The sequence below is a fragment of the Aquirufa sp. 5-AUSEE-100C1 genome, from assembly GCF_054558655.1.
Map to the genome: position 1 here is coordinate 416,493 of NZ_JBPXKO010000004.1, position 23,125 is coordinate 439,617.

Annotated in this window: 21 protein-coding genes and 1 tRNA gene; 12 read left to right on the top strand and 10 right to left on the bottom strand. The window is 44.2% G+C overall.

The annotated features are described in order from the left end of the window. Positions 1-3 precede the first annotated feature (3 nt). Positions 4-981 carry a bifunctional heptose 7-phosphate kinase/heptose 1-phosphate adenyltransferase gene (locus ACMH5P_RS11595; protein ID WP_459494533.1) on the bottom strand — a complete coding sequence of 326 codons (978 nt, stop codon included), beginning with the start codon at positions 979-981 and terminating at the stop codon, positions 4-6. 2 nt (positions 982-983) lie between these two features. Then, the gene (gene moaA, locus ACMH5P_RS11600; protein ID WP_459494534.1) at positions 984-1,979 is read right to left on the bottom strand and encodes a GTP 3',8-cyclase MoaA; all 996 of its coding nucleotides are present in this window, start codon (positions 1,977-1,979) and stop codon (positions 984-986) included. A gap of 22 nt (positions 1,980-2,001) precedes the next feature. Between moaA and ACMH5P_RS11605 the strand changes: the two genes are divergently transcribed. The 7 genes from ACMH5P_RS11605 to ACMH5P_RS11635 all read left to right on the top strand — a co-directional run bounded on the left by ACMH5P_RS11605 (position 2,002) and on the right by ACMH5P_RS11635 (position 10,384). Then, entirely contained in the window at positions 2,002-2,247 is a 246-nt protein-coding gene (locus ACMH5P_RS11605) for a MoaD/ThiS family protein (RefSeq protein WP_459494535.1), read from the top strand. Between the two features lie 61 nt (positions 2,248-2,308). Then, positions 2,309-4,168 carry an NADH-quinone oxidoreductase subunit 5 family protein gene (locus tag ACMH5P_RS11610; protein ID WP_459494536.1) on the top strand — a complete coding sequence of 620 codons (1,860 nt, stop codon included), beginning with the start codon at positions 2,309-2,311 and terminating at the stop codon, positions 4,166-4,168. Next, on the top strand, positions 4,168-5,826 hold the full coding sequence (locus ACMH5P_RS11615; RefSeq protein WP_459494537.1) for a complex I subunit 4 family protein: 1,659 nt from the start codon (positions 4,168-4,170) through the stop codon (positions 5,824-5,826). The genes ACMH5P_RS11610 and ACMH5P_RS11615 overlap by 1 nt, the downstream gene beginning before the upstream one ends. Beyond that, positions 5,826-6,182, top strand: coding sequence for a TM2 domain-containing protein (locus tag ACMH5P_RS11620; RefSeq protein WP_459494538.1), 357 nt, complete (start codon positions 5,826-5,828; stop codon positions 6,180-6,182). Before ACMH5P_RS11615 ends, ACMH5P_RS11620 begins: the two co-directional genes overlap by 1 nt. 18 nt (positions 6,183-6,200) lie before the next feature. Next, positions 6,201-7,097, top strand: a complete 897-nt coding sequence (locus tag ACMH5P_RS11625; RefSeq protein WP_459494539.1) for a hydroxypyruvate isomerase family protein — start codon at positions 6,201-6,203, stop codon at positions 7,095-7,097. Positions 7,098-7,404: 307 nt separating this feature from the next. Then, positions 7,405-10,275 (top strand): Ig-like domain-containing protein, encoded by a 2,871-nt coding sequence (locus ACMH5P_RS11630; protein ID WP_459494540.1) that lies wholly within the window; start codon positions 7,405-7,407, stop codon positions 10,273-10,275. Positions 10,276-10,310: 35 nt separating this feature from the next. Further along, positions 10,311-10,384: transfer RNA gene (locus ACMH5P_RS11635), tRNA-Pro, on the top strand. 32 nt (positions 10,385-10,416) lie between these two features. Here ACMH5P_RS11635 and ACMH5P_RS11640 read toward each other — a convergent pair. The 8 genes from ACMH5P_RS11640 to ACMH5P_RS11675 all read right to left on the bottom strand — a co-directional run bounded on the left by ACMH5P_RS11640 (position 10,417) and on the right by ACMH5P_RS11675 (position 17,246). Then, positions 10,417-11,190: an SDR family NAD(P)-dependent oxidoreductase gene (locus tag ACMH5P_RS11640; RefSeq protein WP_459494541.1), complete on the bottom strand. Its 774-nt coding sequence runs from the start codon at positions 11,188-11,190 to the stop codon at positions 10,417-10,419. A 50-nt stretch (positions 11,191-11,240) separates the two neighbouring features. Next, positions 11,241-12,956, bottom strand: a complete 1,716-nt coding sequence (locus ACMH5P_RS11645; protein ID WP_459494542.1) for a tetratricopeptide repeat protein — start codon at positions 12,954-12,956, stop codon at positions 11,241-11,243. A 151-nt stretch (positions 12,957-13,107) separates the two neighbouring features. Further along, complete coding sequence (locus tag ACMH5P_RS11650; RefSeq protein WP_459494543.1) at positions 13,108-14,043, bottom strand: PstS family phosphate ABC transporter substrate-binding protein; 936 nt, start codon at positions 14,041-14,043, stop codon at positions 13,108-13,110. Beyond that, positions 14,030-14,278 carry a hypothetical protein gene (locus tag ACMH5P_RS11655; protein WP_459494544.1) on the bottom strand — a complete coding sequence of 83 codons (249 nt, stop codon included), beginning with the start codon at positions 14,276-14,278 and terminating at the stop codon, positions 14,030-14,032. Before ACMH5P_RS11655 ends, ACMH5P_RS11650 begins: the two co-directional genes overlap by 14 nt. A gap of 69 nt (positions 14,279-14,347) precedes the next feature. Next, the gene (locus tag ACMH5P_RS11660) at positions 14,348-15,166 is read right to left on the bottom strand and encodes an energy transducer TonB (RefSeq protein WP_459494545.1); all 819 of its coding nucleotides are present in this window, start codon (positions 15,164-15,166) and stop codon (positions 14,348-14,350) included. A 34-nt stretch (positions 15,167-15,200) separates the two neighbouring features. After that, positions 15,201-15,716 (bottom strand): ExbD/TolR family protein, encoded by a 516-nt coding sequence (locus ACMH5P_RS11665; RefSeq protein ID WP_459494546.1) that lies wholly within the window; start codon positions 15,714-15,716, stop codon positions 15,201-15,203. A gap of 26 nt (positions 15,717-15,742) precedes the next feature. Then, the gene (locus tag ACMH5P_RS11670; RefSeq protein WP_459494547.1) at positions 15,743-16,342 is read right to left on the bottom strand and encodes an ExbD/TolR family protein; all 600 of its coding nucleotides are present in this window, start codon (positions 16,340-16,342) and stop codon (positions 15,743-15,745) included. A gap of 67 nt (positions 16,343-16,409) precedes the next feature. Beyond that, positions 16,410-17,246: a MotA/TolQ/ExbB proton channel family protein gene (locus tag ACMH5P_RS11675; RefSeq protein WP_459494548.1), complete on the bottom strand. Its 837-nt coding sequence runs from the start codon at positions 17,244-17,246 to the stop codon at positions 16,410-16,412. A gap of 349 nt (positions 17,247-17,595) precedes the next feature. Between ACMH5P_RS11675 and ACMH5P_RS11680 the strand changes: the two genes are divergently transcribed. The 5 genes from ACMH5P_RS11680 to ACMH5P_RS11700 all read left to right on the top strand — a co-directional run bounded on the left by ACMH5P_RS11680 (position 17,596) and on the right by ACMH5P_RS11700 (position 23,078). Continuing rightward, positions 17,596-17,925 carry a DciA family protein gene (locus tag ACMH5P_RS11680; RefSeq protein WP_459494549.1) on the top strand — a complete coding sequence of 110 codons (330 nt, stop codon included), beginning with the start codon at positions 17,596-17,598 and terminating at the stop codon, positions 17,923-17,925. A 96-nt stretch (positions 17,926-18,021) separates the two neighbouring features. Then, positions 18,022-18,924 carry a S66 peptidase family protein gene (locus ACMH5P_RS11685; RefSeq protein ID WP_459494550.1) on the top strand — a complete coding sequence of 301 codons (903 nt, stop codon included), beginning with the start codon at positions 18,022-18,024 and terminating at the stop codon, positions 18,922-18,924. 43 nt (positions 18,925-18,967) lie between these two features. Further along, complete coding sequence (locus ACMH5P_RS11690; protein WP_459494551.1) at positions 18,968-20,494, top strand: YifB family Mg chelatase-like AAA ATPase; 1,527 nt, start codon at positions 18,968-18,970, stop codon at positions 20,492-20,494. Between the two features lie 24 nt (positions 20,495-20,518). Continuing rightward, on the top strand, positions 20,519-21,523 hold the full coding sequence (locus ACMH5P_RS11695; RefSeq protein WP_459494552.1) for a thioredoxin family protein: 1,005 nt from the start codon (positions 20,519-20,521) through the stop codon (positions 21,521-21,523). Positions 21,524-21,590: 67 nt separating this feature from the next. Continuing rightward, positions 21,591-23,078 carry a M20/M25/M40 family metallo-hydrolase gene (locus ACMH5P_RS11700; RefSeq protein ID WP_459494553.1) on the top strand — a complete coding sequence of 496 codons (1,488 nt, stop codon included), beginning with the start codon at positions 21,591-21,593 and terminating at the stop codon, positions 23,076-23,078. Positions 23,079-23,125: the final 47 nt, after the last annotated feature.

A 23,125-nucleotide genomic window follows, 5' to 3' on the forward strand; every position in this document is an offset into this window, starting at 1 on the left:
TCTCTACAACGCGCTTGCCTCCCTCTTCAGCAAATTCACCCCAATCGGCACCACGCCCAAAAACTCACACACCAAGCCTCCGCCTAAATTCGCTAATTCCGCAATTTGCGCTGGACTCGCTCCTGCCGCTAAGGCACAAGCCGCAATCGAAATAACCGTATCGCCCGCTCCCGATACATCCGCAATCTGACGAATGTGCGCTGGGATAGCCACCTGCTCCGAACGGAAATCCATATAGACGCCACGCTCCGAAAGCGTCACGAATAATCCCTCAAAATTTTGGGACTCTTTAAACTTTTTCACCGTCGCCGGTAAGGCTAAGGAACTCAAGTCCGACGAATCCAAGCCCAAACCATCCCGTAACTCATGTAAATTCGGCTTAAACAAGGTCGCCCCCTGATAAGCAAAGAAATTCTTCTTCTTCGGATCCACCACCGTCGGGATTCCTGCCTCTTTCGCCAGCGCCATCACCTCCTGAATCAATCCCGCACTCAAAACTCCCTTATCGTAATCCTCAAAAATAATCACATCCACATTGGAAATGGCCGCTTTCACCGCCGCCAACAAAGCCGAAACAGATGTCGAAGAAATCGCCTTCTCCGTCTCCGAGTCCACACGTAATAGTTGTTGGGACCCCGCAATCACACGCTCCTTCACGGTAGTTGGCCGACCAGCTTCTTGGATAATTCCGTCGACCGACAAGCCTGCTTCTCGAAGAATGTCCAGCAACGAAGAACCCGTCGAATCATCACCAATGACCGAGAAAACCAAAGGCTTGGCACCTAAACTCGCTACGTTCAACACCACATTTCCCGCACCGCCTAATCGGTTTTCGCGTTTCACGACATTCACCACCGGCACGGGTGCCTCCGGCGAAATACGGGTAACCTTGCCCCAGGTGTAGGCATCCACCATCAGATCCCCGATCACCATGACCCTCAGCTTCGCAAAGCCATCAATAATTTCAGCTAATGTGCTCATAATTATCCTCCTATCGTCGTCATCGATTCATTGATAACGCCCTTTCTATTATTTTCAGCCTCGAAACCATCCAGAGGCCGCTTTTGGTATAATCCCATTAAAACTTCCCGCAACTCCTCATCCGAAACTCCCGCACGAAGATACGTCTTCAAATCAAAAACGCCATCATCATACAAACAGGTCTTCACCTGACCCTTCGCCGTCAAGCGCACCCGATTGCAGGTCCCACAAAAGGTTCGCGAAAAGGCCGCAATAATCCCCACATCACCCAAATGACCCGGAATCTCATAGCGATTCGCCGTCTCGCCCCCTCGCATCAAGATCGCCTTCGCTTCCGGATAAACCGATTTAATCTCCTTCAAAATCCGTTCGTGATTCCAAAAAAGCGTCCCCTCCACCAAACCCGAACCATTAAATGGCATCTCCTCAATAAAACGTACTGAAACGGGCAAATCTTTGGTCAAAGCCGTCAAGGCCAAAATATCCTGCTCATTCTGACCCTTCATCACCACCGCGTTGATCTTCACCTCGAATCCTTCCTCGACCAACCGCAATAGGTTATGGTAAACAATCTCAAAATCGTCCCGCCGCGTAATCTGCTTAAATCGATCCCGATCCAACGCATCCAAACTCAAATTCACCGATCGAATTCCCAAAGATTTCAGTTGGCCAATATACTCCCCAATCAACACCCCATTGCTTGTCAAACAAACCTCCAAGCCTGGCAAAGCCGTGATCTCCGTCAAAAAATCCATCAATCCATTCCGCACAAAAGGCTCCCCTCCGGTGATCCGAACCTTCTCAATCCCCATGCCATGCATCACTCGCACCACCCGGGACATTTCCTCCCAAGTCAATAACTCCCGCTCCGGCATGTAGACAATCCCCTCCGCCGGCATGCAATACGAACAACGTAAATTGCAACGATCCGTTACGGCGAGACGTAAATACGTCATCGGCCGACCGTGATTATCCAAGAGTTGATTATCTTTATACATTAGTCCGCAAATTACGAAAAATATGGCCACGTATACCCTGCTTCTCTTTGGCATTTGCCGCGATCTCCTAAAAAAAGATGAAATCATCATCGAGACACCGGAACTCGTGAATGCCGAAACGCTCTTACGCATGACGAAAAACACCTATCCCGAATTGAGTAATTTACCATCCCTACGTTTAGCGGCCGAACAGCATTTCCCAAAACCCGATTTCATCATCGAGCCCCGCATGGAAATTGCACTCATTCCACCTGTTTCTGGCGGATAATTGGGCTTGATTCCCTACAAAATCAGTAGATTATTTTATCTTTGCTACCTTAATCCATTTTATGCCTGTACAAACGATTTTTTTAGCGCTGCTTGCACTCCCTTGGCTATCTGCCTTGGCGATTGCGCTGCTCCCTAAAAAAATACAGGCGACGGTTTCCATCGTTTTGGCAGGTATCTTCACTTACTTGGCATTCCAAGTGGGACATCAGCCCGAAGGTAGCATCAGCTACCCGTGGTTTAACCTCGGTGGCAAAACGATTAGTGCCCATTTTTGGCTGACCAAATCCGCGCAATTACTGCTCTTGCTCGTCAGCATCGTCGCGCTCTTCGTCCAAATTTTCTCAAAATCCTATTTAGCAGAAGACCCCAAAATCGGTCGCTATTATACCTATTTACACCTCTTCATCGGGTCCATGAGCTTGTTGGTCCTCACCGACCAAACCTATCTTTTCTACGGCGCATGGGAATTGGTGGGTGCATGCTCCTACCTATTAATCAGCTTCTGGCACCAAAAAGAATCCGCCATCAAGGCCGCCAAAAAAGCCTTTCTACTCAACCGAATCGGCGATATCGCCCTATTGTTCGGATTGCTTGGCCTGTCGAATTACTTCGGAACGAGCCTATTTTCCGAAATGCATGGCGCCGCTCCTGCGTTGATCGGCATCGCGGTGATCATGGGTGGCATCGGTAAATCGGCGCAATTCCCTTTAATGTCTTGGTTACCGGATGCGATGGAGGGCCCGACACCCGCTTCGGCTTTGATTCACGCAGCCACGATGGTAGCAGCCGGGGTATTTGTGGGCATCCGTGTCTTTCCATTTATCGGCGAGGAAGCACATCTTTTCATGGGAAGTATCGGGGCTATCTCTCTAGTAGCAGGTGCTTTCATGGCCTTGTTTCAAAATGACATCAAAAAGGCTTTGGCCTATTCGACCATCTCCCAGTTAGGCCTGATGTGGCTAGGAATGGGTTCGAGTGCCTCCATGTTCCATTTGTATACGCACGGCATTTTCAAAGCCGGGTTATTCCTAACTGCAGGTTCGGTCATTCATTATTTGCATCACCAAAAAGCGACGCATGACTTAGATGCACAGAGTCTTAACCAAATGGGCGGCTTGCGCAAACAATTACCCTTGAGCTTTCTGGCTTATGTGGTTTTCGGGGCAGGAATGTTGGGTATTCCGTTGAGCAGCGGATTTTACAGCAAGGAAAACATTGCGGGATTCCTTTGGCAATCTGCGGAACATAGTGTTTACGCGAATTATTATTATGTCTTGTTGGCTGCCCTGGCATTGGGTATGGTATTGACGGCGAGTTACATGTGCCGACAAACCTACCTCATTTTCTTAGGCCAAAACCGAGGTGGACATACGTACGAAAAAGGACATACGGAATGGCTTCAAATCCTTCCCATCAGTTTACTGATTTTCTTGAGTTTATACGTTTGGATTTCAATGAATCCGATGGATTCCGAGCATTCCGTTTTCATGGCCTTTTTTCATCTTGAAAATTATCACATCCCTGGATTTTGGTTGGGCATCACGGCAGGCTCCTGGATAGCCGGCCTGGGAATTACCTTCCTGACGCGTCGCTGGATTCCGAAAACGAATATGCAATTCCTTGGATTTTTTTGGCCATCATTGTACCGAATTGCCTGGTATCTTAGTCAAAAAGTCCACCGGTTTGATGCACGAATCGTGGATCGAATCGTGGTTAAATTCACGGAATTACAAGTCATTATGGCACATTTGAGTGCGTGGACCGACCGCCATCTTGTGGATGGTTCGGTATCCCTGCTTGCCTCCATCAGTCAATCCTTGGGGGCACGCTTACGTACGTGGCAATCCGCCCAATTGCATCGTTATTGGTTTTGGGTATTCTTTACAGTGGTTTTCATCCTAATTTACCTTTTGTATTAATGGGAAACTTATCATACATCATTCTCTTGCCACTCATTGCCTCACTCCTTGTCGGGTTTGGGAAATTAGGTGCCACCTACTCGCGGCTCGTAGCCATCGGGGTGATCGGCATCCAACTCTTGCTTTTGGCTAAAATTGCCTTGGTATTTGATACCACGCAAGTAGGTTTTCAGTTAGCCGAATCCCACGATTGGATCCATTTGAACTTGGGCAGCTTAGGACAGTTTGTCTCCAAATACGCGATTGGGGTTGATGGCTTAAGTTTGGGACTGATTCTGTTGACCGGCTTAGTGAGCTTCGTGGCCCTTTGGAATTCGGAGGATATCAAGGAGAAACTAGCGGGTTATTATGCCTTGGTTTTGTTGCTCAATGCTTCATTAATGGGCTGTTTCTTGGCGCGGGATATGTTCTTGTTTTACATCTTCTTCGAATTTATGTTGTTGCCGATGTACTTCTTAATCGGTATTTGGGGAGGGCCGCGCAAGAACTATGCGTCCTTGAAGTTTTTCATTTACACGCTTGTGGGTTCTCTGTTTATTCTGATTGTGATGTTGGGCATCGCACTTGCCTACATGGATCCTTACGAGACGGCTATTTCCATGCAAAAACTGGGGGTGAATCAAGGTTTTGGCATCGAGGCATTGCAGTCGATGCAAACGGCATTAGCTGCACACGAAATTGCTCCGATTCAAATCGTGCACAGTTTCGACCTGCAGGCCTTGAGTGATGCAAATAATTGCCAACCGAATAACTTGTTCAGCCCACAATCCGGCTTTTTATTGGGTGGAATTTCCGGCAGAGCCTGGGGCTTCTGGTTGTTGTTCATCGGCTTTGCGATCAAGTTACCTTTGGTTCCTTTACATACTTGGCTACCCGATGCACACGTGGAAGCACCTACGCCGATATCGGTTTTATTAGCCGGCGTGCTCTTGAAAATTGGGGCCTATGGATGGTTGCGCATGGCGATTCCTTTCTTCCCGAACGAGGCGCTTGAGGCATCATCAATCATGGCAGGGCTCGGCGTTTTGTCCATTATCTATGGTGCTTATAACGCGTTGGCCATGAGTGATTTGAAGAAATTGGTAGCTTATTCGTCTGTTTCCCACATGGGCTTTGTGTTATTGGGAATTGCTTCCTTTACACCCGAAGGCTGGCAGGGATCCATCTTCCAGTTATTATCCCATGGGATTTTATCCTCCCTCCTATTCTTGATGGTGGGAGTTTTGTATCACCGCACGGGTAACCGACAAATTGATAATTTTTCAGGCCTAGCATCAAAAATGCCAAAGTACACCCTGATCTCAGGGATAGCCATTTTTGCGTCCTTGGGTTTACCGGGATTCTCCGGATTTATTGGGGAATTTTTCAGTTTAATGGGAGCCTTTACAAGCACGCATTTGACGCCAATCTATGCGATTTTAGGAGGTTTAGGAATTTTGTTGGGAGCAGGATATTTGTTGTGGACCTTCCAAAAGATATTTTTAGGTAGTTACTTCGTTCGGGAGACGAGTTGGGACTTACACGACTTATCAACGCTGGAACTGATTAGTTTATTCGGATTAGGAATATTGAGTATCATTTTCGGAATTTTCCCGGGAATCATTTTCGAGCTATCTGAAATTTTCGTAACTAACAGTTTGAATAACCTATTTCATTGATGAACCCGAAGATTCTTCCTTTAGTGGCTAGTCTTGATTTGGCGGAAGCCAATCACATATCTCCTATTTTGAATGGAATGTCGGAAGAGCAACAATCCCAATTCATGACGATTTATTTAGGTAAACGTCGGGACCCCATCTTGATTCTGATATGTACTCTATTGGGATTCCTATTTTTCGCGGGACTACAACGTTTCATCACGGATCGAATCGGCCTGGGTTTGTTGTATTTTTTTACGGGAGGATTCTTGTTGATCGGCACGATTATCGACCTATTTCGCTATAAATCCATTGCACGAACATACAATGAAAAGATTGCGCATCAAACAGCGGTGATCCTTTCTAATTTTAATTAAACCTATCAATTAAAGACTATGAAAAACAATTTGAGTCGGAGAGAAATCCTCAAAAATTCCGCCGGATTAGCGGGTTTGGGATTATTCGGTTCTTCCATGGAGGATCGCTTCAAAAAAGCAGATATCGCCGTAGGAGCGGATCTGAAGGGAAAAGTACAGCACTCAGCATGTCGCTGGTGTTATGATAAAATCCCATTTAATGAATTAGTCGTAAATGCCAAACGAATTGGTTTGTCGTCCATCGAATTAACGGGTCCCGACGAATGGGAGATTTTGAAAAAGCATGACATGACCGCAGCGATTGGTTGGGGTAAATACCCAGCCGGGTTAAACATCCCTGACTTTTTCAACCGCACGAAAAACCACGATGCATTGGTGGGCTTTTATGAGGAAATTATCCCAAAAGCAGCCAAAGCAGGAGTTAAAAATATCATTGCCTTCTCGGGAAACCGCAATGGCTTAAGTGACGAAGATGGTCTAATCAACTGCAAGAAAGGTCTTCAGCGCGTCATGAAAACGGCGGAGCGCTATGATGTAACCATCTCGATGGAATTATTGAACTCCAAAGTAAACCATAAAGACTACCAAGCAGATACAACCGAATGGGGCGCGGCACTTTGTGAGATGGTGGGTTCGGATAAATTCAAATTGCTCTACGACATCTACCACATGCAAATCATGGAGGGCGACGTAATCGCAACCATCAAGAAATACCACCAATACATCTCACACTACCACACAGGTGGTGTTCCGGGACGTAATGAAATCGATGATACGCAAGAATTGAATTACCGCGCCATCATCAAAGCGATCTACGATACGGGTTACAAAGGATACATCGGCCAGGAATTCATTCCAGCGCGCGAAGACAAGATGGCCTCCTTAGCCCAAGCCGTTCAAATCTGCGATATCTAAACGAACGATATTTCATGTAAGCCAGCTCCTATCCGGGGCTGGCTTTTTTTATGCCAATTTCTTGGTAATGTTCATGCAATTCATTTTTCGCATGAGGAAAAAATACAGCGCAAACTATCTTTCCATCACGATGTAGAGACGCGATACTTCGCGTCTAAAAACACATTGTAGAGACGCGATACTTCGCGTCTAAAAACACATCGTAGAGACGCGATACTTCGCGTCTTCGGTAACCCCCTCGCGGAATTACCTGGCTGAATGAATTAATGACAACCACCCATTTTAGTCTTAGGATAAAACCACAACCATGAAAGCCCTACTTGTTCTTATGCTCCCCTTCCTCTCACTCGCCCAATGCCCTCAAATAAGCACACAGCCCCAGTCGCAGGCCGACTGTGAAGGCAATTCCATTCGAATGATTGTCATCAGCAATGGAACGCAATTTCAGTGGGAAAAGAAAAGACCACAGGATAGCAATTTCACAACAATCAGCGGTGCCACGCAGGCCAATTATCAAATCATGCCGAGCGGAAATACAAGCCATCCGACAGGAACCCTGTATCGGGTAAAAATTGGTCTCGGTAGCTGCTCCGTGTATTCCGAAGCGGCTAGCATAACCCTAAGCAAAATAAATTCTATTTTGAATCCCAGCATTTGTGAACGAGGGAATGGCACGCTAAGCATACAAGCCAGCGATGGAGCCATGCGGTTCCAATGGTCAAGGTCCATCAAGGGCGGTCCATATCAGGATATTTCAGATAACGGGATTTTTTCGGGGAGCCAACAGGCCCAACTCAACATTACGAATGCGAGTACAGAACTTGATGGACAAAAAATCCGGGTTAAAATTGAATTTGCCGTGAGTCCGAATAATGACAACGAAGGCTCGACGACCAACCAAAATAATAGCCCCACCTGCCCAAGGACCTCTTCCGAAGTCACCTTACAGATCAAACCCAGCCCCATTCCACGACACGCCGCCGCTCGTTACTCGGGATGTTTCAATGAATCTTTTGCTGTGAATGCCAGTGGATGTTCCCCCTACGTAACGCAATGGTATGATGATAAGCGAAATCAACTTGGCACTGGGGCAAGGTTTCTCATCAGCTTAGCAAATCCAGATCCTAAACAATATTTCGCAAGCTGTTTCAATGCAGGCTGCGAAAGTCCGTTATCCGCTGGCACCTTCGTACAAGCATTTCCCAAACCAATTGCCCCGATTAACGCAGGTACTCCTACGGAAATCTGTCCAGGAAAAACAATAACATTTAAAGCCTCTGGAGGATCGAATAATATATGGTATGCAAATCCAACCACGACAACAGCCTTAAGTACTGCTACCAATTATACATTGATTGCCAGCGGAAGTGGAACCCTTACCCGTTATGTCAGCCAGAAAATCAATGGGTGCGAAAGCGAACGTACTGCCATCGAGGTTGAAATACGCTCAGGCATAAGCTGCTCCCCCATGGATACAACAATTATTCCACCACCTCTTAGTCCACCGCCCCCACCCATCGATACTGCAACCCATAAAATGCCGGCAGTAACGCTGGATTACAGACTTCAAAAGAACTGTGATTTGGCGAGCTATGAACTTAATATCATTGGCTGCCCGACTACCCCAGTTTGGCGGATCAATCAGCAATTTGAGCATACTGGAAATTTTATTTCCCTTTATGTGCCAGAGAACATGGAAATTCATATAGAATGTCCGAGTACCATTAGCCAACCATTACAAATTCTTTTACCTGGTTTGGCGGCACCTTCCATACCCATACAAACCAATTACCAACAATTTATATGTGAGGGGGAAAACACCTATCTGAGTATTCAACTCCCACTTAACTCCAACATGGTGGGATGGGAGCGAAATGGGCATCTATTTAGTCAAAATCAAAGTCTTCAAGGAAACCTAGAAAGCGGCAATTACCAAGCCATTATCCAAAGGTACGCCTGTACCTATCGGAGTGAATCTATCTACATCCATGTCATACCTAGACCGCAGGCACCCATGCTTTCTAGTAATAAATTAGCGCTCTGCGAAGACGACTCAAGCATCGTAGAAATTAAAACTTCACACCTGCTGTACCGTTGGAACGATGAAATCGCAACTCAACAGCTAAAAATTATTCGAAAATCAGCAGGAACTTATACGTATGTAGCCGAAGTTTCCGACGATGGATTATGCTGGTCATACAGATCTAAACCTTTGTACATCCAAATCCACGCGACTCCGGAAAGTCCTCGCATCATACTAGAAAAAGATGGAGGATTTTGTCGGGGAGATTCCTCCCGACTCCAAATCGATCGAAAAGGCATGGGCTACCACTGGTCGACAACAGATACAATTGCCGCAATCTTCGTGAAGCAAACCGGAACTTTTCAGGTAAAATGGAAAGACAATAATGGTTGTTGGTCCCCCTATAGCCCCATTGCCCAAACCTTTAATTTCCCGGATGAACCCCAACCGAACATTCAAGCCATACCCAACCGACAGTTTTGTATGGGTGAACGAATCGTCGTTCGCGCAAGCTCAGCATTTGCGTATTTGTGGAGCACTCGGGCAACCTCAGACTCCATTTTTGTTCAAACGAGTACGCAAGTCTATTTGAAAACACAAAACCCCTATGGCTGTTGGTCACCCCCAAGCAAAACCTTGGAACTTGTCGCACAGGAAAACCCATGGATGCCTACAATCACGAGAACCGGAGTCTATTTCATCCAAGCAAATCCGATGGGAATCATTTCAAAATTTGAATGGCAACTAAATGCCTATCATCTTCTTGATACGGTCGCACAACTCAAAATTAGACAATCGGGACTCTATCAAGTGAAGGCAATTCGAAACTATGAGATTCCTGATGCCAAATCGATCCAATGCGTTTCCCCATTTCAAAAAACGAGCATCGGAATCCCCATGGAGGATCCAGGGATACGTGTATATCCAAATCCAAATAAAGGGCAGCAAATGAAGGTAGAGATCCAAGAGGACTTGTCCGATATTCTAGCGGAACTCTATTCGCTTCAAGGTAAAAAGGTAAAAGCTTGGAATCTAAAGAATACTCTATCGATTAATCAACTAGAACTCTCGGATTTAATTTCTGGGGTTTACATTCTGACATTGGCCGCTAAAAACTATGTTCGCCAACAGCGAATTTTTATCGTTTCAGATTGACAAAAAAACACTTGAAATATATCTTTGTGAAAAATCGGGATGTAGCGCAGTCCGGTAGCGTACACGTCTGGGGGGCGTGTGGTCGCAGGTTCAAATCCTGTCATCCCGACAAAAAAAGGCCAGCATTGCTGGCCTTTGTACTTATTCGTAAATTCCTTTGGCAATTTTTTCGCTCATCGCTTTCGGTGCAACCCAAGCCAAGAATGCGCCAAGTTTATTGACCACACCGGTAATCACTTCGATCTTTTTAGCGAACATTCCATCGACCGCCATCTTCGCAACAACTTCAGGTGTCATGGTGATCTTTTCGGCCGCCTTACGTGCTTTTTCCTGCAAATTTGCCCGATTATTGAAATTGGTCGTCGTAGCCCCCGGACTCACTACCGTTACGGAAATGCCTTTGCTTTTCCATTCGTGATGTAAACCCCTTGAGAAGTTCAAAACAAAGACCTTCGTTGCCGCATAAAGACTCATGTTTGGAATTGCTTGATAAGCGGTCGAACTCGCGATGTTTAATAGATATGCCTGGCCCTTCCCTACTAAATAAGGATAGAATTTTTGACACATCTCCACCAAGGCGTTCATATTAACTTGCATCATTTTCTGATTCTCCTCGAACGTATATGTTTCGAATTGCCCTACTAAACCGTAGCCGGCATTGTTGACTAAAATTCGCAAATCAACTTTCTTTTCCTCTACCCAGGAAACGATACGATCGACAGAACCTGCCTCCGCTAAGTCGGCTACCAGGTAATCGACCTTTAAACCGTATTTTTTTTCGAACTCCTCCTTCACCATTTGAAGTTCGTATGAGTTTCGAGCAATTAGGAGCAAATCATAGCCCTTCAATGCCAATTCGTTGGCAATCTCTTTTCCTATTCCCTTACTTGCTCCCGTAATTAGTGCAAATGCCATGATGTAAATGGTTTAAAAAAAAGAAGCCCATTGCTGGGCTTCTAATTAAATTATTTTTTAGGTGCCGCCGGCGCGCCAGTAGGTGCCGGGGTTGGATTAAAGTAGGCCTTGATATCCGGATCATCCGCCTTAATTTCCTGGGCCTTCGTGAAGAGTTCTTTCACTTTTGCCTCGTCCTTGGTTACCGACAAATTATATCCACCTAAGAACTTGTAGGCTTCAAACAATTGGTTCTTATCCTCTTTATATTGCCCTTTTTCTGCACGTTGTGTTTCTACGGCAGCTAAGAATTTCTCATAATAAGGAGCTCCTAACCATTTCGTTCCCGTGTAATCAATTAGGTTATTGGCGCGAGCACGGTTAATGTAGAATGGAGGCCATTTGTCATTGATTTGAAGCGCTTTTGCAAACAAGGTATCCGCACGCATCGCCATGGCGGGACGACCTACAGTGTCCGCCTTGTTCATGAAGGCTGCAGTTAAGTAATAGTCCATCGCAACTTTGAAATAATCGCCTGAACCCACAGTTTGAGCTTTCTTCACTTTCCATTGAATAGCACCCATACCCGCAACTGCTGCATCAGCGTAACGCTTCTGCTTATAACGAACATCGTGGATGATTGAATACACGTTATTGTTCGTATCCAATGGAGCAGCACGCTCAAGGTAAACGATCGCAAGCGAATCCTTTCCTAAACCTTGGTATCCTTTTCCAAAATACAAATCATCCATAAAATAAGGCTTAACGCCACTCTTAACCATACCATCTAGGTTGTCAATACCTTCTTGGAATTTACCCATTTCAACGTTGGAATATCCACGCATACGGTAAATATCATTGTCTTTCACACCTTTCTTGTCCGCTTCATCCGTAAACTTCATCGCACCCTCGTAATCCTTTGATAAGAACAATAACTTAGCCGTCTCTAAAGTAACCTGTGGTGTTGCTTCAGCACGCTCTAAATAACGACGGAAATAACGAGATGCATTTTTGTATTGGGATCCCACGATCAAATATTCACCATATTTACGTAAGGCAGGAGCATAGTTGGAATCCAAATCAATTGCTTCTTTATATCTTGATTGCGTCTCCTTGTAGTTTTTACCACGTAAATAAACCGTACCAATCTTCACTTTTGCCTTGATGTTACGAGGCTCCTGCGCAATCGCATTTTCATAAGCTGTTACAGCATTACCCCCATCATTCTTGATCAAAAATGCATCCCCTTTCACAATGTAATGTTCTGCAGTTGGCAACTTCTTATCCTTCATCATACGATCTTGAATCGCATCAATCAAACGAATCGCTTCCGCTGGGTCATTGTTGGCCGCATTGAAAGACTCTTCCTTTCCTAAGATGTAGTACATCGTATATGCCTCAGCAATGCGGTACATCACATCAATGTTTTTATTCTTCGTCTCAGCAAGAATACGGTCAAAGTCAACCTTTGCTTCATTGACCTTATTTTGGCCAACTAAAATTGAAGCCAAACCAACTTGATTCAAATAGTTCTTCGGATCTGCAGCCTTACCCGCTTCGAATGTTTTCCGAGCATTATCCCAATCACGTTGATTCAAATAATAGTAACCTAAATAGAAATAGTTTTCTCCAGTAGGTTGAGCTGCAACTAAACTCTCAAAAACCTGTTTCGCCCGACTTGGCTGATGGCGGTCCAACATATGTAAACCCTCCTGAATTGTTTGCCCGAAAGCCAAATTGGTTAACAACAAACCAACTCCCAAAAGCCACGATTTCATTTTCTTCATTGTAAGTTAATGTTTTGTTTAAATAGTATTTTTCTTAGGCGTAAACATTGAAATAATTCAACTAATTACTTTAAAAGTTTAAAAATTTTTGAATGACAAATATACTAATAATTCTATAAAAAAGTCAACTAAATAGGCCACAAATTACGCCTTATTGGCTGATTTGGTACTGACGAATCGTGATAGGTCGGGTCAACGGAATCAAGCCTGATTTCAATACAATCAGCTGTCCCATGTCTCCACAGACATAATTCACAAAACCCGTCCCCAAACCCTGATAAGATTCCTTCAGAATCACTTTCACTTCGCGACGCAACGGATACTTCTTCAAAGCAAGATTATACCCGAACGGTTGGTAAAATTCAGACCGCGGCAAAGTGGATTCTTTCGCGACCGACATCACATTGACCGAACGAATAAAACCTAAAGAAGTTGGATTATCCCCATCGCTAATCCAATTCGACCCAATAATCCCCATCGCATTGGGATGCGACTTCACATACTCGATAACATCCTTATTCGAACCCGCTGCCGAAACCGCTAACCCGCTATTCTTTAAGCCGAATAAATCGACCAAAAACTTAATATTACTAGAATTCGCCTTGTCCACGACTAATTCAACATCACCAGCACGAGAAGAACCGATGGATTTCCAGGATTTTTGTTGGCCTGCAATCAAGGCCTTCAATTGATCCAACCCAATCAACGTATCCTTGTTCGAGGGATGAACTAAAAGAGCAATTCCATCAGCCGCAAACTTAAAACTACGGTAACTTATTTTCTTTCGCGTAAATACCTCCTTTTCAGATTCAGTCAATTCCCGAGTGACAACGGCAGCCCGAACCTTGTCATTCAACAAATCAGCAATCGCCTCATTCTCAGGCTTAAACTGTAAGTTAAGTTTGGCGAAATGGTAATTATCTTGAAATGCGGTCTTTTCCGCCTCAACGATACGCTGAAAAGATTCATCCACAGCAATTTGAATTGAACCCGTCGCAGGACCATCCTTCACTTCCGCATTTTTTGATCCACATGCAAACATCAGAGATGCCATTGCATAAATAGAAATAAATTTACTCTTCATCATATTCACCATAATTTTCAGATTCATTCGTTTCTTTAAAATACAAATAGGCGCGCCATATTCTGAACAATCCGTAAAGAATAAATAAGCATCCCAATAAAAATACAATTGGGGTTTCATTCCAAGTACCCAAATCAAAATTTGACCAGAAGGCCGCATAGGCACCCAAAATGGTGTAAGCCAACGCAACAAATACCCGGAAAGAAATATTAACCCAACTAGCTAAGGATCGTTTCATAATTGAACTTAAACAATCAGACCTGCCAAATGTACATTTAGCAGGTCTGACATGAATTTGCAATAAAAATTACTCAGATAACACGAACGTGATCGGCTGCGTAAAACGAGAACGCACTGGGCGACCCGACTGCTTACCAGGAGTCCATCTTGGTACCGATTTAATTACACGAACGGCTTCTTCATCGCAACCGAAACCTACTGATTTCAAAACCTGAACGTCTTGGATTGTACCATCCGTGTTCACAACGAACTGAACGTATACTTTTCCTCCCACGTTAGCACGCTGTGCTGCTGATGGGTAACGTAAGTTTTTCTGCAAGAAGGCTCCGAAAGCACGAGGACCTCCAGGGAATTCAGCTTGCTGCTCAACCGCGGTGAAGATTTCATCTTCAGCTGGTTTTGGCGGCTCAACTGGCTCGGGCCCTTTTGCATCTGGATCAACTGGTGGCTCGTACGTTTCCGTCTCCCCTTTAACCGTCTCAGATGCCGTGTTACCTTTCACCTCCTCAGGTGGCGGCTCCGGCTTCGTTACTTCCTCATCATGCTTGATTTCTGGAGGTAAGAATTTCGTCGTAGTCACCTTTGGAATTTCTTTGGGTGGTGGCGGCGGTGGCGGCGGAGGCAACTCAACCTTCTTGGTAGGAGCTGGCTTATCCAGTTTCATTACTTCAGCTGTCACTTCTGTCTTTTCCTCTGAAGCTGCAGTCAACTGTTTCCAGAAAGCTGCCAGCAAAAGAGCACCAACAAAAAGTGCAGAGCCTAGTAATACCGACCGCTTCATTACTTTAGGATACGTCTTCCGAAGAACAAAGGCACCGAATTCACGGTTCTTATTCTTGAAGATAATATCGTCCAAAGTAGCATCTTGGCTTATTACTTGTGACATAATATTCGTTTAATTTAAAATTAATTTAATAGGTCTATTTACCTGATCGTTTAATCAAAGCCTCCGTGTCCGGATCGATTTCCAACAAAGCATAACGCTTGTTGTTAGTAATCGCACACTCATCAAGCATATCGATCATATTACGATACTTAGCTTTCTTCGTAGGCTTAATTACGATAGTAAAGTTTGCACCAACTTTCGCCTTAAGATCCGCAATTACCTTGCGAATGCCTGTCTCAGAATAGTCGGTCACCTGCATTACTGTACCTGCTTCAGTTGGAATACCTTGGTAATAATACACCTTTGTCTCATCTGGACACACCGTTAGTGTTTCCGACAATTTAACAGGTGATGTTTCCTTGGTATCCGTTTTATCAGGCATGTTTAATTGCATGGTAACGGGTTTTGCTAACGTAGTCGTTAACATGAAGAAAGTAATCAACAAGAAGCCTAAGTCCACCATAGGTGTCATGTCGATTTTGGTCGACATCTTTTTACTACGCTTCTTCCCGCCTTTCTTCCCGCCACCGGAGCTATCTATTTCTGCCATTTCTGTTTCTTATTAAAAATGAAAACTTATTTCGGTTTATTTTCCGGACCAGTTACCAATTGGAAGATATTGATATTCTGAGCTTGCAAAGTACCGATGATATCAGCAAACACTTTGTAATTAGACTCCTTATCTCCTTTAACAGCAACTTTTAATTCTGGATTCGACAATTTCGCATAACCCACCCAATACGATAACTCGTTATTAGCTGAATCAATTGGAATTCCCTTACTTAGCTTCTTAGCTTCTGCAGGCTTCATACTTAACACTTGACGCATAGCTCCAAGAGGATAACCGATAATTTCAGAAGACATAAAGTTCTTCTTCATCTCAGCAGTTACAGCGATACCATAGCGATTAGCCATACGCTCTAACATAAACTCTCTTGCCATTTGATCATCAGTTGCCAAATAAACGCCTCCATCTGGTGCAACACTAACCATAAGCATACCATCCTTTGTATTCAAAGGCTTCTCCGAAATCGAAGATGGTGGCGTGATTGTAACTGCCTCTTCTGGACGGAACTTCGCGGTTAACATGAAGAACGTCAAAAGAAGGAAAGCCACATCACACATCGCTGTCATGTCGAGTGAGACACTTTGTCGTTTAGCTTTAACTTTTGGCATAACAATTATTTTTTGAACAGTGAATAAAATTGAATGAAAGGGCTAAGCCCCTAAATCAGTTCAAATATTAATTGTGATGCGTAGCGTAGTTTTGGTTAACGCTCAAGCCGATCTCATCAATGCTGTATGTTAACTCATCAATTTTCGCTGTAAATACGTTGTATGCAATGATACAGATCGCCGATGTACCGATACCTAATGCCGTATTGATTAGGGCCTCAGAGATACCATTTGCTAACGCTGATGAATCTGTAGATCCACCTGAGTTACCCAATGAAGCAAAGGCCTTGATCATACCTACTACCGTTCCTAATAGACCGATCAAAGTAGATACCGATGCCAATGTTGCAATGATAGTCAAGTTTTTCTCCAACATTGGTAATTCCAATGAAGTAGCTTCTTCAACTTCTTTGCTCAATGCTGCTAATTTTTGCTCCTTATCTAAAGAAGTTTCCGTAATTAACGCCTTGTATTTTTTAATCGCAGATAAAGTTACATTACCTACTGATCCTTTTTGCTTATCACAAGCTTTCAAAGCAGCCTCAACATCATCCTTGTCTAAAGCAGCTTGTACTGAACGTACGAATGCGTTAACATCACCAGTACCTTTTGCTTTACTGATTGTGAATAAACGCTCAATTGAGAATGTTAATGCAGTTAAGAAACAAGTCATCAAAACTGGCACGATAACTCCACCTTTGTAAACGACACCAAAGTAATCGCCTGGTAGTGGGTGTCCTTCTGTAGTTCCTCCTTCAAAGTGAGATGGATCTCCCATTACAAAGTTGTAAATCGCTAATGCAATGGCAAAAAGAACAATTAGAATTAAACCGGCAGAAATTCCACCTGATTTTTTTTCAGTTGCAGCTGGCTTAGCAGCTGGCTTTGGTTGTTGTGTACTCATTAGTTTGGTAATTTGGGGTTAAAGAATTATTTTTTTGTTAATAAAACTTGATGAAAAATGCGGGAGTAGTTTTCATAGGTTTTAGCTCCACTGCTTTTTTCGGTAAAGGCAAAAGTAATAGAATTCTCAAATAATTTACACAAGTCGATTTCACAGGGCGATTGAAATTCTTCCCCATGCAAACTTAGCTATTGTATTATCTTGATATTTTGTCCAAAAATCCCCCCTTTATTAGGTACTTTTTTGAGAATTATTTTTTTAAAAAATTTTGAAAAAAAATTAATTTAAACCTATTTACACGCCTTAAAGTACCAAAATACCGTACATTTGTTTGGTAAAAATCGAATTCATGGATTCCCCATTCAGCCCCAAAGGCCCACGCGCAGCCACACGGAAAAATGACAGCCAACCGCTCAAAGAAGCGATTGATGCACTTCTACGTGTCTATAAACTGCAAAGCCAATTCGATGAAACCTCCATTGAGGCCAATTGGGAAGAAATTATGGGGAAACCCATCGCGGCAAGGACCCAACAAGTCTATGCGAAAAACCAGAAACTCTATCTGAAAATCGACTCAGCCCCCCTGAAAAAGGAATTAATCATGGCCAAACAAAAAATGATCGAATTGATCAATAAACACGCTGGGAAAAACCTCATCGAGGAAGTTGTGTTTCTTTAGATTCTATTCATCCAAGCCCCGGTATTTGCATTCGCCCCCGCTTTCCTAAGCCAAAAATTTGCAGCATATTTGTATCCGATTTCCCCCGTACTATAAATGAATGTCCCTACACTCCTAAAACAAGGTGACCGCGTAGCCATCGTTTCGCCGGCCTCTCCTCCAAGTTCCGACCAATGGAAAAAAGGGATCGAGGTGTTGGAATCTTGGGGACTGGAAGTTATTCGTTCCGAGAATTATTTGGCGAAACATTTTGGACTAGCAGGAACCGATGAAGAGCGCCGCTCCGATATGCAGCAAATGTTGGATGACCCAAACATCAAAGCCATTTTCCCCTTACGCGGTGGCTATGGAAGCAGTCGATTTTTAGACCAACTGGATTTTGAGGCTTACCGTAATAACCCAAAATGGATCGTTGGCTTTTCGGATATAACGGCCCTGCTATGCCACAGCGATGCTTTACAAATCGCCAGCATTCACGGCCCAATGCCCAATAATTTCTGCCAAAAAGAAGGAGAGGATGCCCTTCTTGCATTAAAAAACTTGCTTTTCCTGGGCACTACTTCCATCACAATACCCGCTCACCCCTTGAATCGCGCCGGCGAGGTAGAGGCCGAGATCATCGGCGGCAACCTTTCCCTACTCGTTCACTTAATCGGCTCAGAAAGCTTCGCCAATCCCGTAGGGAAAATTCTATTCATTGAGGAAGTAGGCGAACGACGCTACCATGTTGACCGCATGCTTGTGCAATTGAAACGCGCAGGTTATTTCAATCAGTTAAAGGGAATCATTATCGGAGGTTTTACCGATTGCGATGAAGCAAAACTTGAAATAGGAAAAACAGTGGAAGAATTGGTTTTGGAACATTGTTCAGAAACGAAATTTCCCATCGCCTTCAACTTCCCAGCAGGACATATCCCAAACAATTTTGCCCTGCCTTTCGGGACAAAAATCAAGTTCTTGGTAAATTCTGAAATTGTCCAAGTAACTGGACAGATTTAAGCTCCGCTAATACGACAATCTGCTAGTTTTGGTCAAAAAAACCATGCTCGCAAAAACCTATGGCTGCTCCATTTTTGGAGTCCAAGCTTCCCTCATCACCATTGAAACTCACGTGGGCCAAGGTAGCAAGTGCCACTTGGTAGGACTACCCGACTCCACCATCAAGGAGGCCATACTTCGCGTCGAATCCTCCATCAAGCAGATGGGGTGCTTTTTCCCTCGCAGAAAAGTCGTCATCAACTTAGCTCCAGCCAATGTCCGCAAAGAAGGCTCTGCCTATGACCTGCCCATGGCCCTTTCCGTCATCCAAGCCTCCGAACAAGTTCATATGCCCGAATTGGATCAATACGTCATCATGGGGGAACTCGCCTTGGACGGCATCTTGCGACCCATCAAGGGAGCCTTGCCTATCGCACTCGAAGCTCGAAAAAATGGTATTCAAAAAATCATCCTACCCAAATCCAATGCCCATGAAGCCGCCCTCGTGCAGGGAATAAATGTATATGGAATGGAAAGCCTTTCCGAAACCGTTCAGTTTTTACGTGGGAAGACAGTACACCGAGCCTTCACAACAGCGAATCCATTTCATGCAAAGCCTAAGAATTCCTTAGATTTCGATCAGGTTCAAGGACAAACCATCGCAAAACGTGCATTCGAAATTGCCGCCGCCGGAGGACATAATTTACTGCTGATTGGACCACCCGGCGCCGGAAAAACGATGTTGGCCAAACGATTCCCTACCATCCTACCTCCTCTTCAGCTCGATGAGGCCATGGAAACAACCATCGTACATTCCATCGCTGGAAAGATCCCGGCCCAACATGCTTTATTATCCCAACGGCCTTATCGCTCGCCACATCACACGATATCATCGACAGCACTCATTGGTGGAGGATCCAATCCCCAACCTGGAGAGATTACGCTAGCCCATAACGGTGTCCTATTTTTAGATGAATTGCCCGAGTTTTCTAAACACGCCTTGGAGGTCTTGCGGCAGCCCTTGGAAGATCGTAAGGTTTTTATATCAAGAGCGCGTTATGCCGTAGAATTTCCGGCCAATTTTATGCTCATTGCCAGCATGAACCCCTGTCCCTGTGGCTATTACAATCACCCTGAAAAAGATTGTACCTGTGGGTCAGAAGTCGTACAACGCTACCTAAACAAAATTTCAGGGCCACTACTTGACCGAATCGATTTACATGTCGAGGTTCTTCCCGTTCCCTTTGATGAACTGCATGAACAAAGGGTCAACGAAAAAAGTGAAGAAATTTTAGCCCGGGTTGAAAAAGCGCGTGAAATCCAATTGATTCGATTTGGAACGAAAAATCATCCGACAAACGCCTTGATGGATAGTCCCAGTACCAAGCAATATTGCCACCTGGAAAACGAGGCGGAGCAACAACTCAAAAGAGCCATGCAGAAACTATCTCTATCCGCTAGAGCTTATGATCGCATACGTAAAGTCGCTCGAACCATTGCCGATTTAGCCCAATCTGAGACCATTAAAATCGAACATATCACGGAAGCGATTGCCTACCGAAGTTTAGATAGGGAAAATTGGGGAGGATAATGTATTTTTGGGAAAAGAACGCCTATGAAACTCCGACTTATCCTTCTGTTCATTTGCTTATTCAACTTGGGTGCTTTTGCGCAAAACCCATCTTTTAAACCCATGGACTCATTTGAGGCTATTTTAGCCCGGGCAAAAAAAGAGCAAAAACCTATCTTTTTTGAAGTCTTCTTGCCCAACTGCTCGCATTGCATGGCTTATGATGGGACACTGAAAAACCCGAAAATCAAGCAGTTTTTAGATAAAAATGTGTTGGCTTACCAACTGGATATTAGCAAAAGGGAAAACGGACTTTTTCTACGAAAACAAAAAATATATATCCCCTCCACCCCCAGCTTCGTCATGCTCGGACCCGATGGAAAAACCTGGGATGTTCAAACGATGGGGGATGAATTAAATTCAGTCGAAGGAATCTTGAGCACCTTGAACCGAGCGATTGATCCGAAAAAAAGGGATGAGGCCATTTTGACGAAATACCAACAAGGATCTAGGGAATTCGACGAAATGATTGGATTGGCAAGTTTTACCCGAATGACCATGGATACGGTTCAAAACATCGAAATCGTCCAACAATTAGCGGAAGCACTTCCGAAAGACAAATACGAATCCGAACTCGGCTTTCTACTCATCCGCAAGGTGATGCTCGACAATAACAACCCCCTATTCGAGCACTTCATTAATAATTTGGCCGCATACCGTAAATCCGCAGATTCTGCAACCGTAAGAGCGGCGGCTGAGAATACCCTCATGTCTACCCTATTTTCCAGTCGGGCACGTAAATTCTCCCCCGAGCGCATCGCGGGAATCAAAAACGGCTTAAAGAAAATAGGACTTTCGGACGCACAAGTGGCTAATCGAAGCATTGTCCTTGAGGTACTCATAGACCTAGACAAGGACCAAATCGAAAATGCGACAAATCGCATCAAATCCTATTACGGCGGAAAAGCTATCCCCGAAAAAGAAAAAGAATTTTGGTGTAAATGGTTAAGCCGAAAACTGGACCCCAAAAATCCTTGTCCATTGAATTAATCTTACTTGGATAAGTGTGTAAATTCAAGTAATTTTCAACTACACATCCCTGTTTAACCAATTTTCAATGAAGAAACTGATACTCCTTTGCCTAAGTATAACCCTACTAATAGGATTTTCGAGTTCCATTCCATTAGTTGGAGAAGAAAGCTTAGAATCTGTATTTAAACGCATCAAAGAAGAGGTTGATTCAAATTCCCAAGCCTACAAAAGCCTTGGCACAGCTTGTTCAACAATCGGACATCGATTAACAGGAAGTTCCAATGGCAAAAAAGCGGAGGAATTTGCCTTTCAATTATTTAAAAAATATGGTTTTCGCGACACCAAATACCAAGGCTTTCAAGTAGAGGCTTGGGCACGCGACACAGTAACCTTATCGGTTGCTCCTCCCAAATCGGATGATTTCAGAGAAATACCGGTCGTTTCCTTAGCGCTGACTCCCGTAGAATCAAAAATCCAAGGGAGCATTGTGGATTGCGGGAATGGACTAGATACCGATTTTGAAGCAAAAAAAGAACTGGTTCGTGGCAAGGTTGTCCTAGCAAATATTGGGCTAGTAGATGCCCCAGCCGGAACTAAAAATCTACACCGATCGGAAAAAACGGCATTAGCCATCAAATACGGTGCCAGTGGCGTAATTTTTGTCAATACGGTTAAAGGTCAAGTGTTACTGACAGGTACCGCTTCGGTTACCGGTAACTTGATTTCAATTCCAGCAGTATGTATTTCCTGGGAAAGCGGATCCGAAATCCGCAATTGGCTTGTAGATCAGCCAGGACTTCTAGGGATGATTGAAATGCACAATGTAAGCCAACCCATCAAAGCTCGTAATGTAGTAGCAACACTACCCGGAGATAGCCGCCAATTACGTCATGAAAAAATCATCATTGGAGGACACTTGGACTCATGGGATTTAGCCACGGGTGCCATCGATAATGGAATCGGTTCATTTTCAGTCATTGATATTGCGAGAACATTTAAAGCGCTTGGCTTAAAGAGTAAACGCACCATTGAATTTGTCGCATTTATGGGCGAAGAAGAAGGCTTGCTAGGCTCAAAAGCTTATATCGAACGGGCTAAGAAAACAGGGGATATCGACAACATCGTCTACATGATTAATTTAGATATGGTCAATGATGTCCATGGGTTCAATGCGGGTGGCCGCGACGAAATGATGCCACTACTAAAAGAAATTGGAGACAAAATCAAATCCATCGACCCGAGCTTTGCCAATAAGCTCGAAAATTCGGCAGGCCTTCACTCCGATCACCAAGTGTTCCTCATGGAGGGAATTCCTGCAGCTGACCCTTTAGGGAAGTTGCCGAGAAATGTGTTGGATTGTTATCATGCCAACTGCGATGATTTCTCCTTAGTGAACAAAAAAGAAATGGAGAATAATGTCAAATATACTTCGATGCTTTTATACGCATTGGGCAATGCGACCTCCATTCCTGCCAAGAAATTAGACTTTTATTCCACGCGCGATTTCTTCATTAAACAAAACTTGCGCCACGAATTAGAATTAGGAAACGAATGGCGCTGGGGAAGTAATTAAAATCTCCCCAATTTGATTATTTTTGTAACAAGATTGATATTTACCAA

What these genes read in the sequence shown, in the direction of transcription:
- ACMH5P_RS11665 (WP_459494546.1), bottom strand. Translation starts at nt 15,716, where the DNA reads ATGGCAGAAATAGATAGCTCCGGTGGCGGGAAGAAAGGCGGGAAGAAG.
- ACMH5P_RS11640 (WP_459494541.1), bottom strand. Translation starts at nt 11,190, where the DNA reads ATGGCATTTGCACTAATTACGGGAGCAAGTAAGGGAATAGGAAAAGAG.
- ACMH5P_RS11655 (WP_459494544.1), bottom strand. Translation starts at nt 14,278, where the DNA reads ATGAAACGATCCTTAGCTAGTTGGGTTAATATTTCTTTCCGGGTATTT.
- ACMH5P_RS11660 (WP_459494545.1), bottom strand. Translation starts at nt 15,166, where the DNA reads ATGTCACAAGTAATAAGCCAAGATGCTACTTTGGACGATATTATCTTC.
- ACMH5P_RS11610 (WP_459494536.1), top strand. Translation starts at nt 2,309, where the DNA reads ATGCCTGTACAAACGATTTTTTTAGCGCTGCTTGCACTCCCTTGGCTA.
- ACMH5P_RS11670 (WP_459494547.1), bottom strand. Translation starts at nt 16,342, where the DNA reads ATGCCAAAAGTTAAAGCTAAACGACAAAGTGTCTCACTCGACATGACA.
- ACMH5P_RS11690 (WP_459494551.1), top strand. Translation starts at nt 18,968, where the DNA reads ATGCTCGCAAAAACCTATGGCTGCTCCATTTTTGGAGTCCAAGCTTCC.
- ACMH5P_RS11680 (WP_459494549.1), top strand. Translation starts at nt 17,596, where the DNA reads ATGGATTCCCCATTCAGCCCCAAAGGCCCACGCGCAGCCACACGGAAA.
- ACMH5P_RS11615 (WP_459494537.1), top strand. Translation starts at nt 4,168, where the DNA reads ATGGGAAACTTATCATACATCATTCTCTTGCCACTCATTGCCTCACTC.
- ACMH5P_RS11685 (WP_459494550.1), top strand. Translation starts at nt 18,022, where the DNA reads ATGAATGTCCCTACACTCCTAAAACAAGGTGACCGCGTAGCCATCGTT.
- ACMH5P_RS11695 (WP_459494552.1), top strand. Translation starts at nt 20,519, where the DNA reads ATGAAACTCCGACTTATCCTTCTGTTCATTTGCTTATTCAACTTGGGT.
- ACMH5P_RS11595 (WP_459494533.1), bottom strand. Translation starts at nt 981, where the DNA reads ATGAGCACATTAGCTGAAATTATTGATGGCTTTGCGAAGCTGAGGGTC.
- ACMH5P_RS11675 (WP_459494548.1), bottom strand. Translation starts at nt 17,246, where the DNA reads ATGAGTACACAACAACCAAAGCCAGCTGCTAAGCCAGCTGCAACTGAA.
- ACMH5P_RS11645 (WP_459494542.1), bottom strand. Translation starts at nt 12,956, where the DNA reads ATGAAGAAAATGAAATCGTGGCTTTTGGGAGTTGGTTTGTTGTTAACC.
- ACMH5P_RS11625 (WP_459494539.1), top strand. Translation starts at nt 6,201, where the DNA reads ATGAAAAACAATTTGAGTCGGAGAGAAATCCTCAAAAATTCCGCCGGA.
- ACMH5P_RS11630 (WP_459494540.1), top strand. Translation starts at nt 7,405, where the DNA reads ATGAAAGCCCTACTTGTTCTTATGCTCCCCTTCCTCTCACTCGCCCAA.
- ACMH5P_RS11620 (WP_459494538.1), top strand. Translation starts at nt 5,826, where the DNA reads ATGAACCCGAAGATTCTTCCTTTAGTGGCTAGTCTTGATTTGGCGGAA.
- ACMH5P_RS11700 (WP_459494553.1), top strand. Translation starts at nt 21,591, where the DNA reads ATGAAGAAACTGATACTCCTTTGCCTAAGTATAACCCTACTAATAGGA.
- ACMH5P_RS11650 (WP_459494543.1), bottom strand. Translation starts at nt 14,043, where the DNA reads ATGATGAAGAGTAAATTTATTTCTATTTATGCAATGGCATCTCTGATG.
- moaA (WP_459494534.1), bottom strand. Translation starts at nt 1,979, where the DNA reads ATGTATAAAGATAATCAACTCTTGGATAATCACGGTCGGCCGATGACG.
- ACMH5P_RS11605 (WP_459494535.1), top strand. Translation starts at nt 2,002, where the DNA reads ATGGCCACGTATACCCTGCTTCTCTTTGGCATTTGCCGCGATCTCCTA.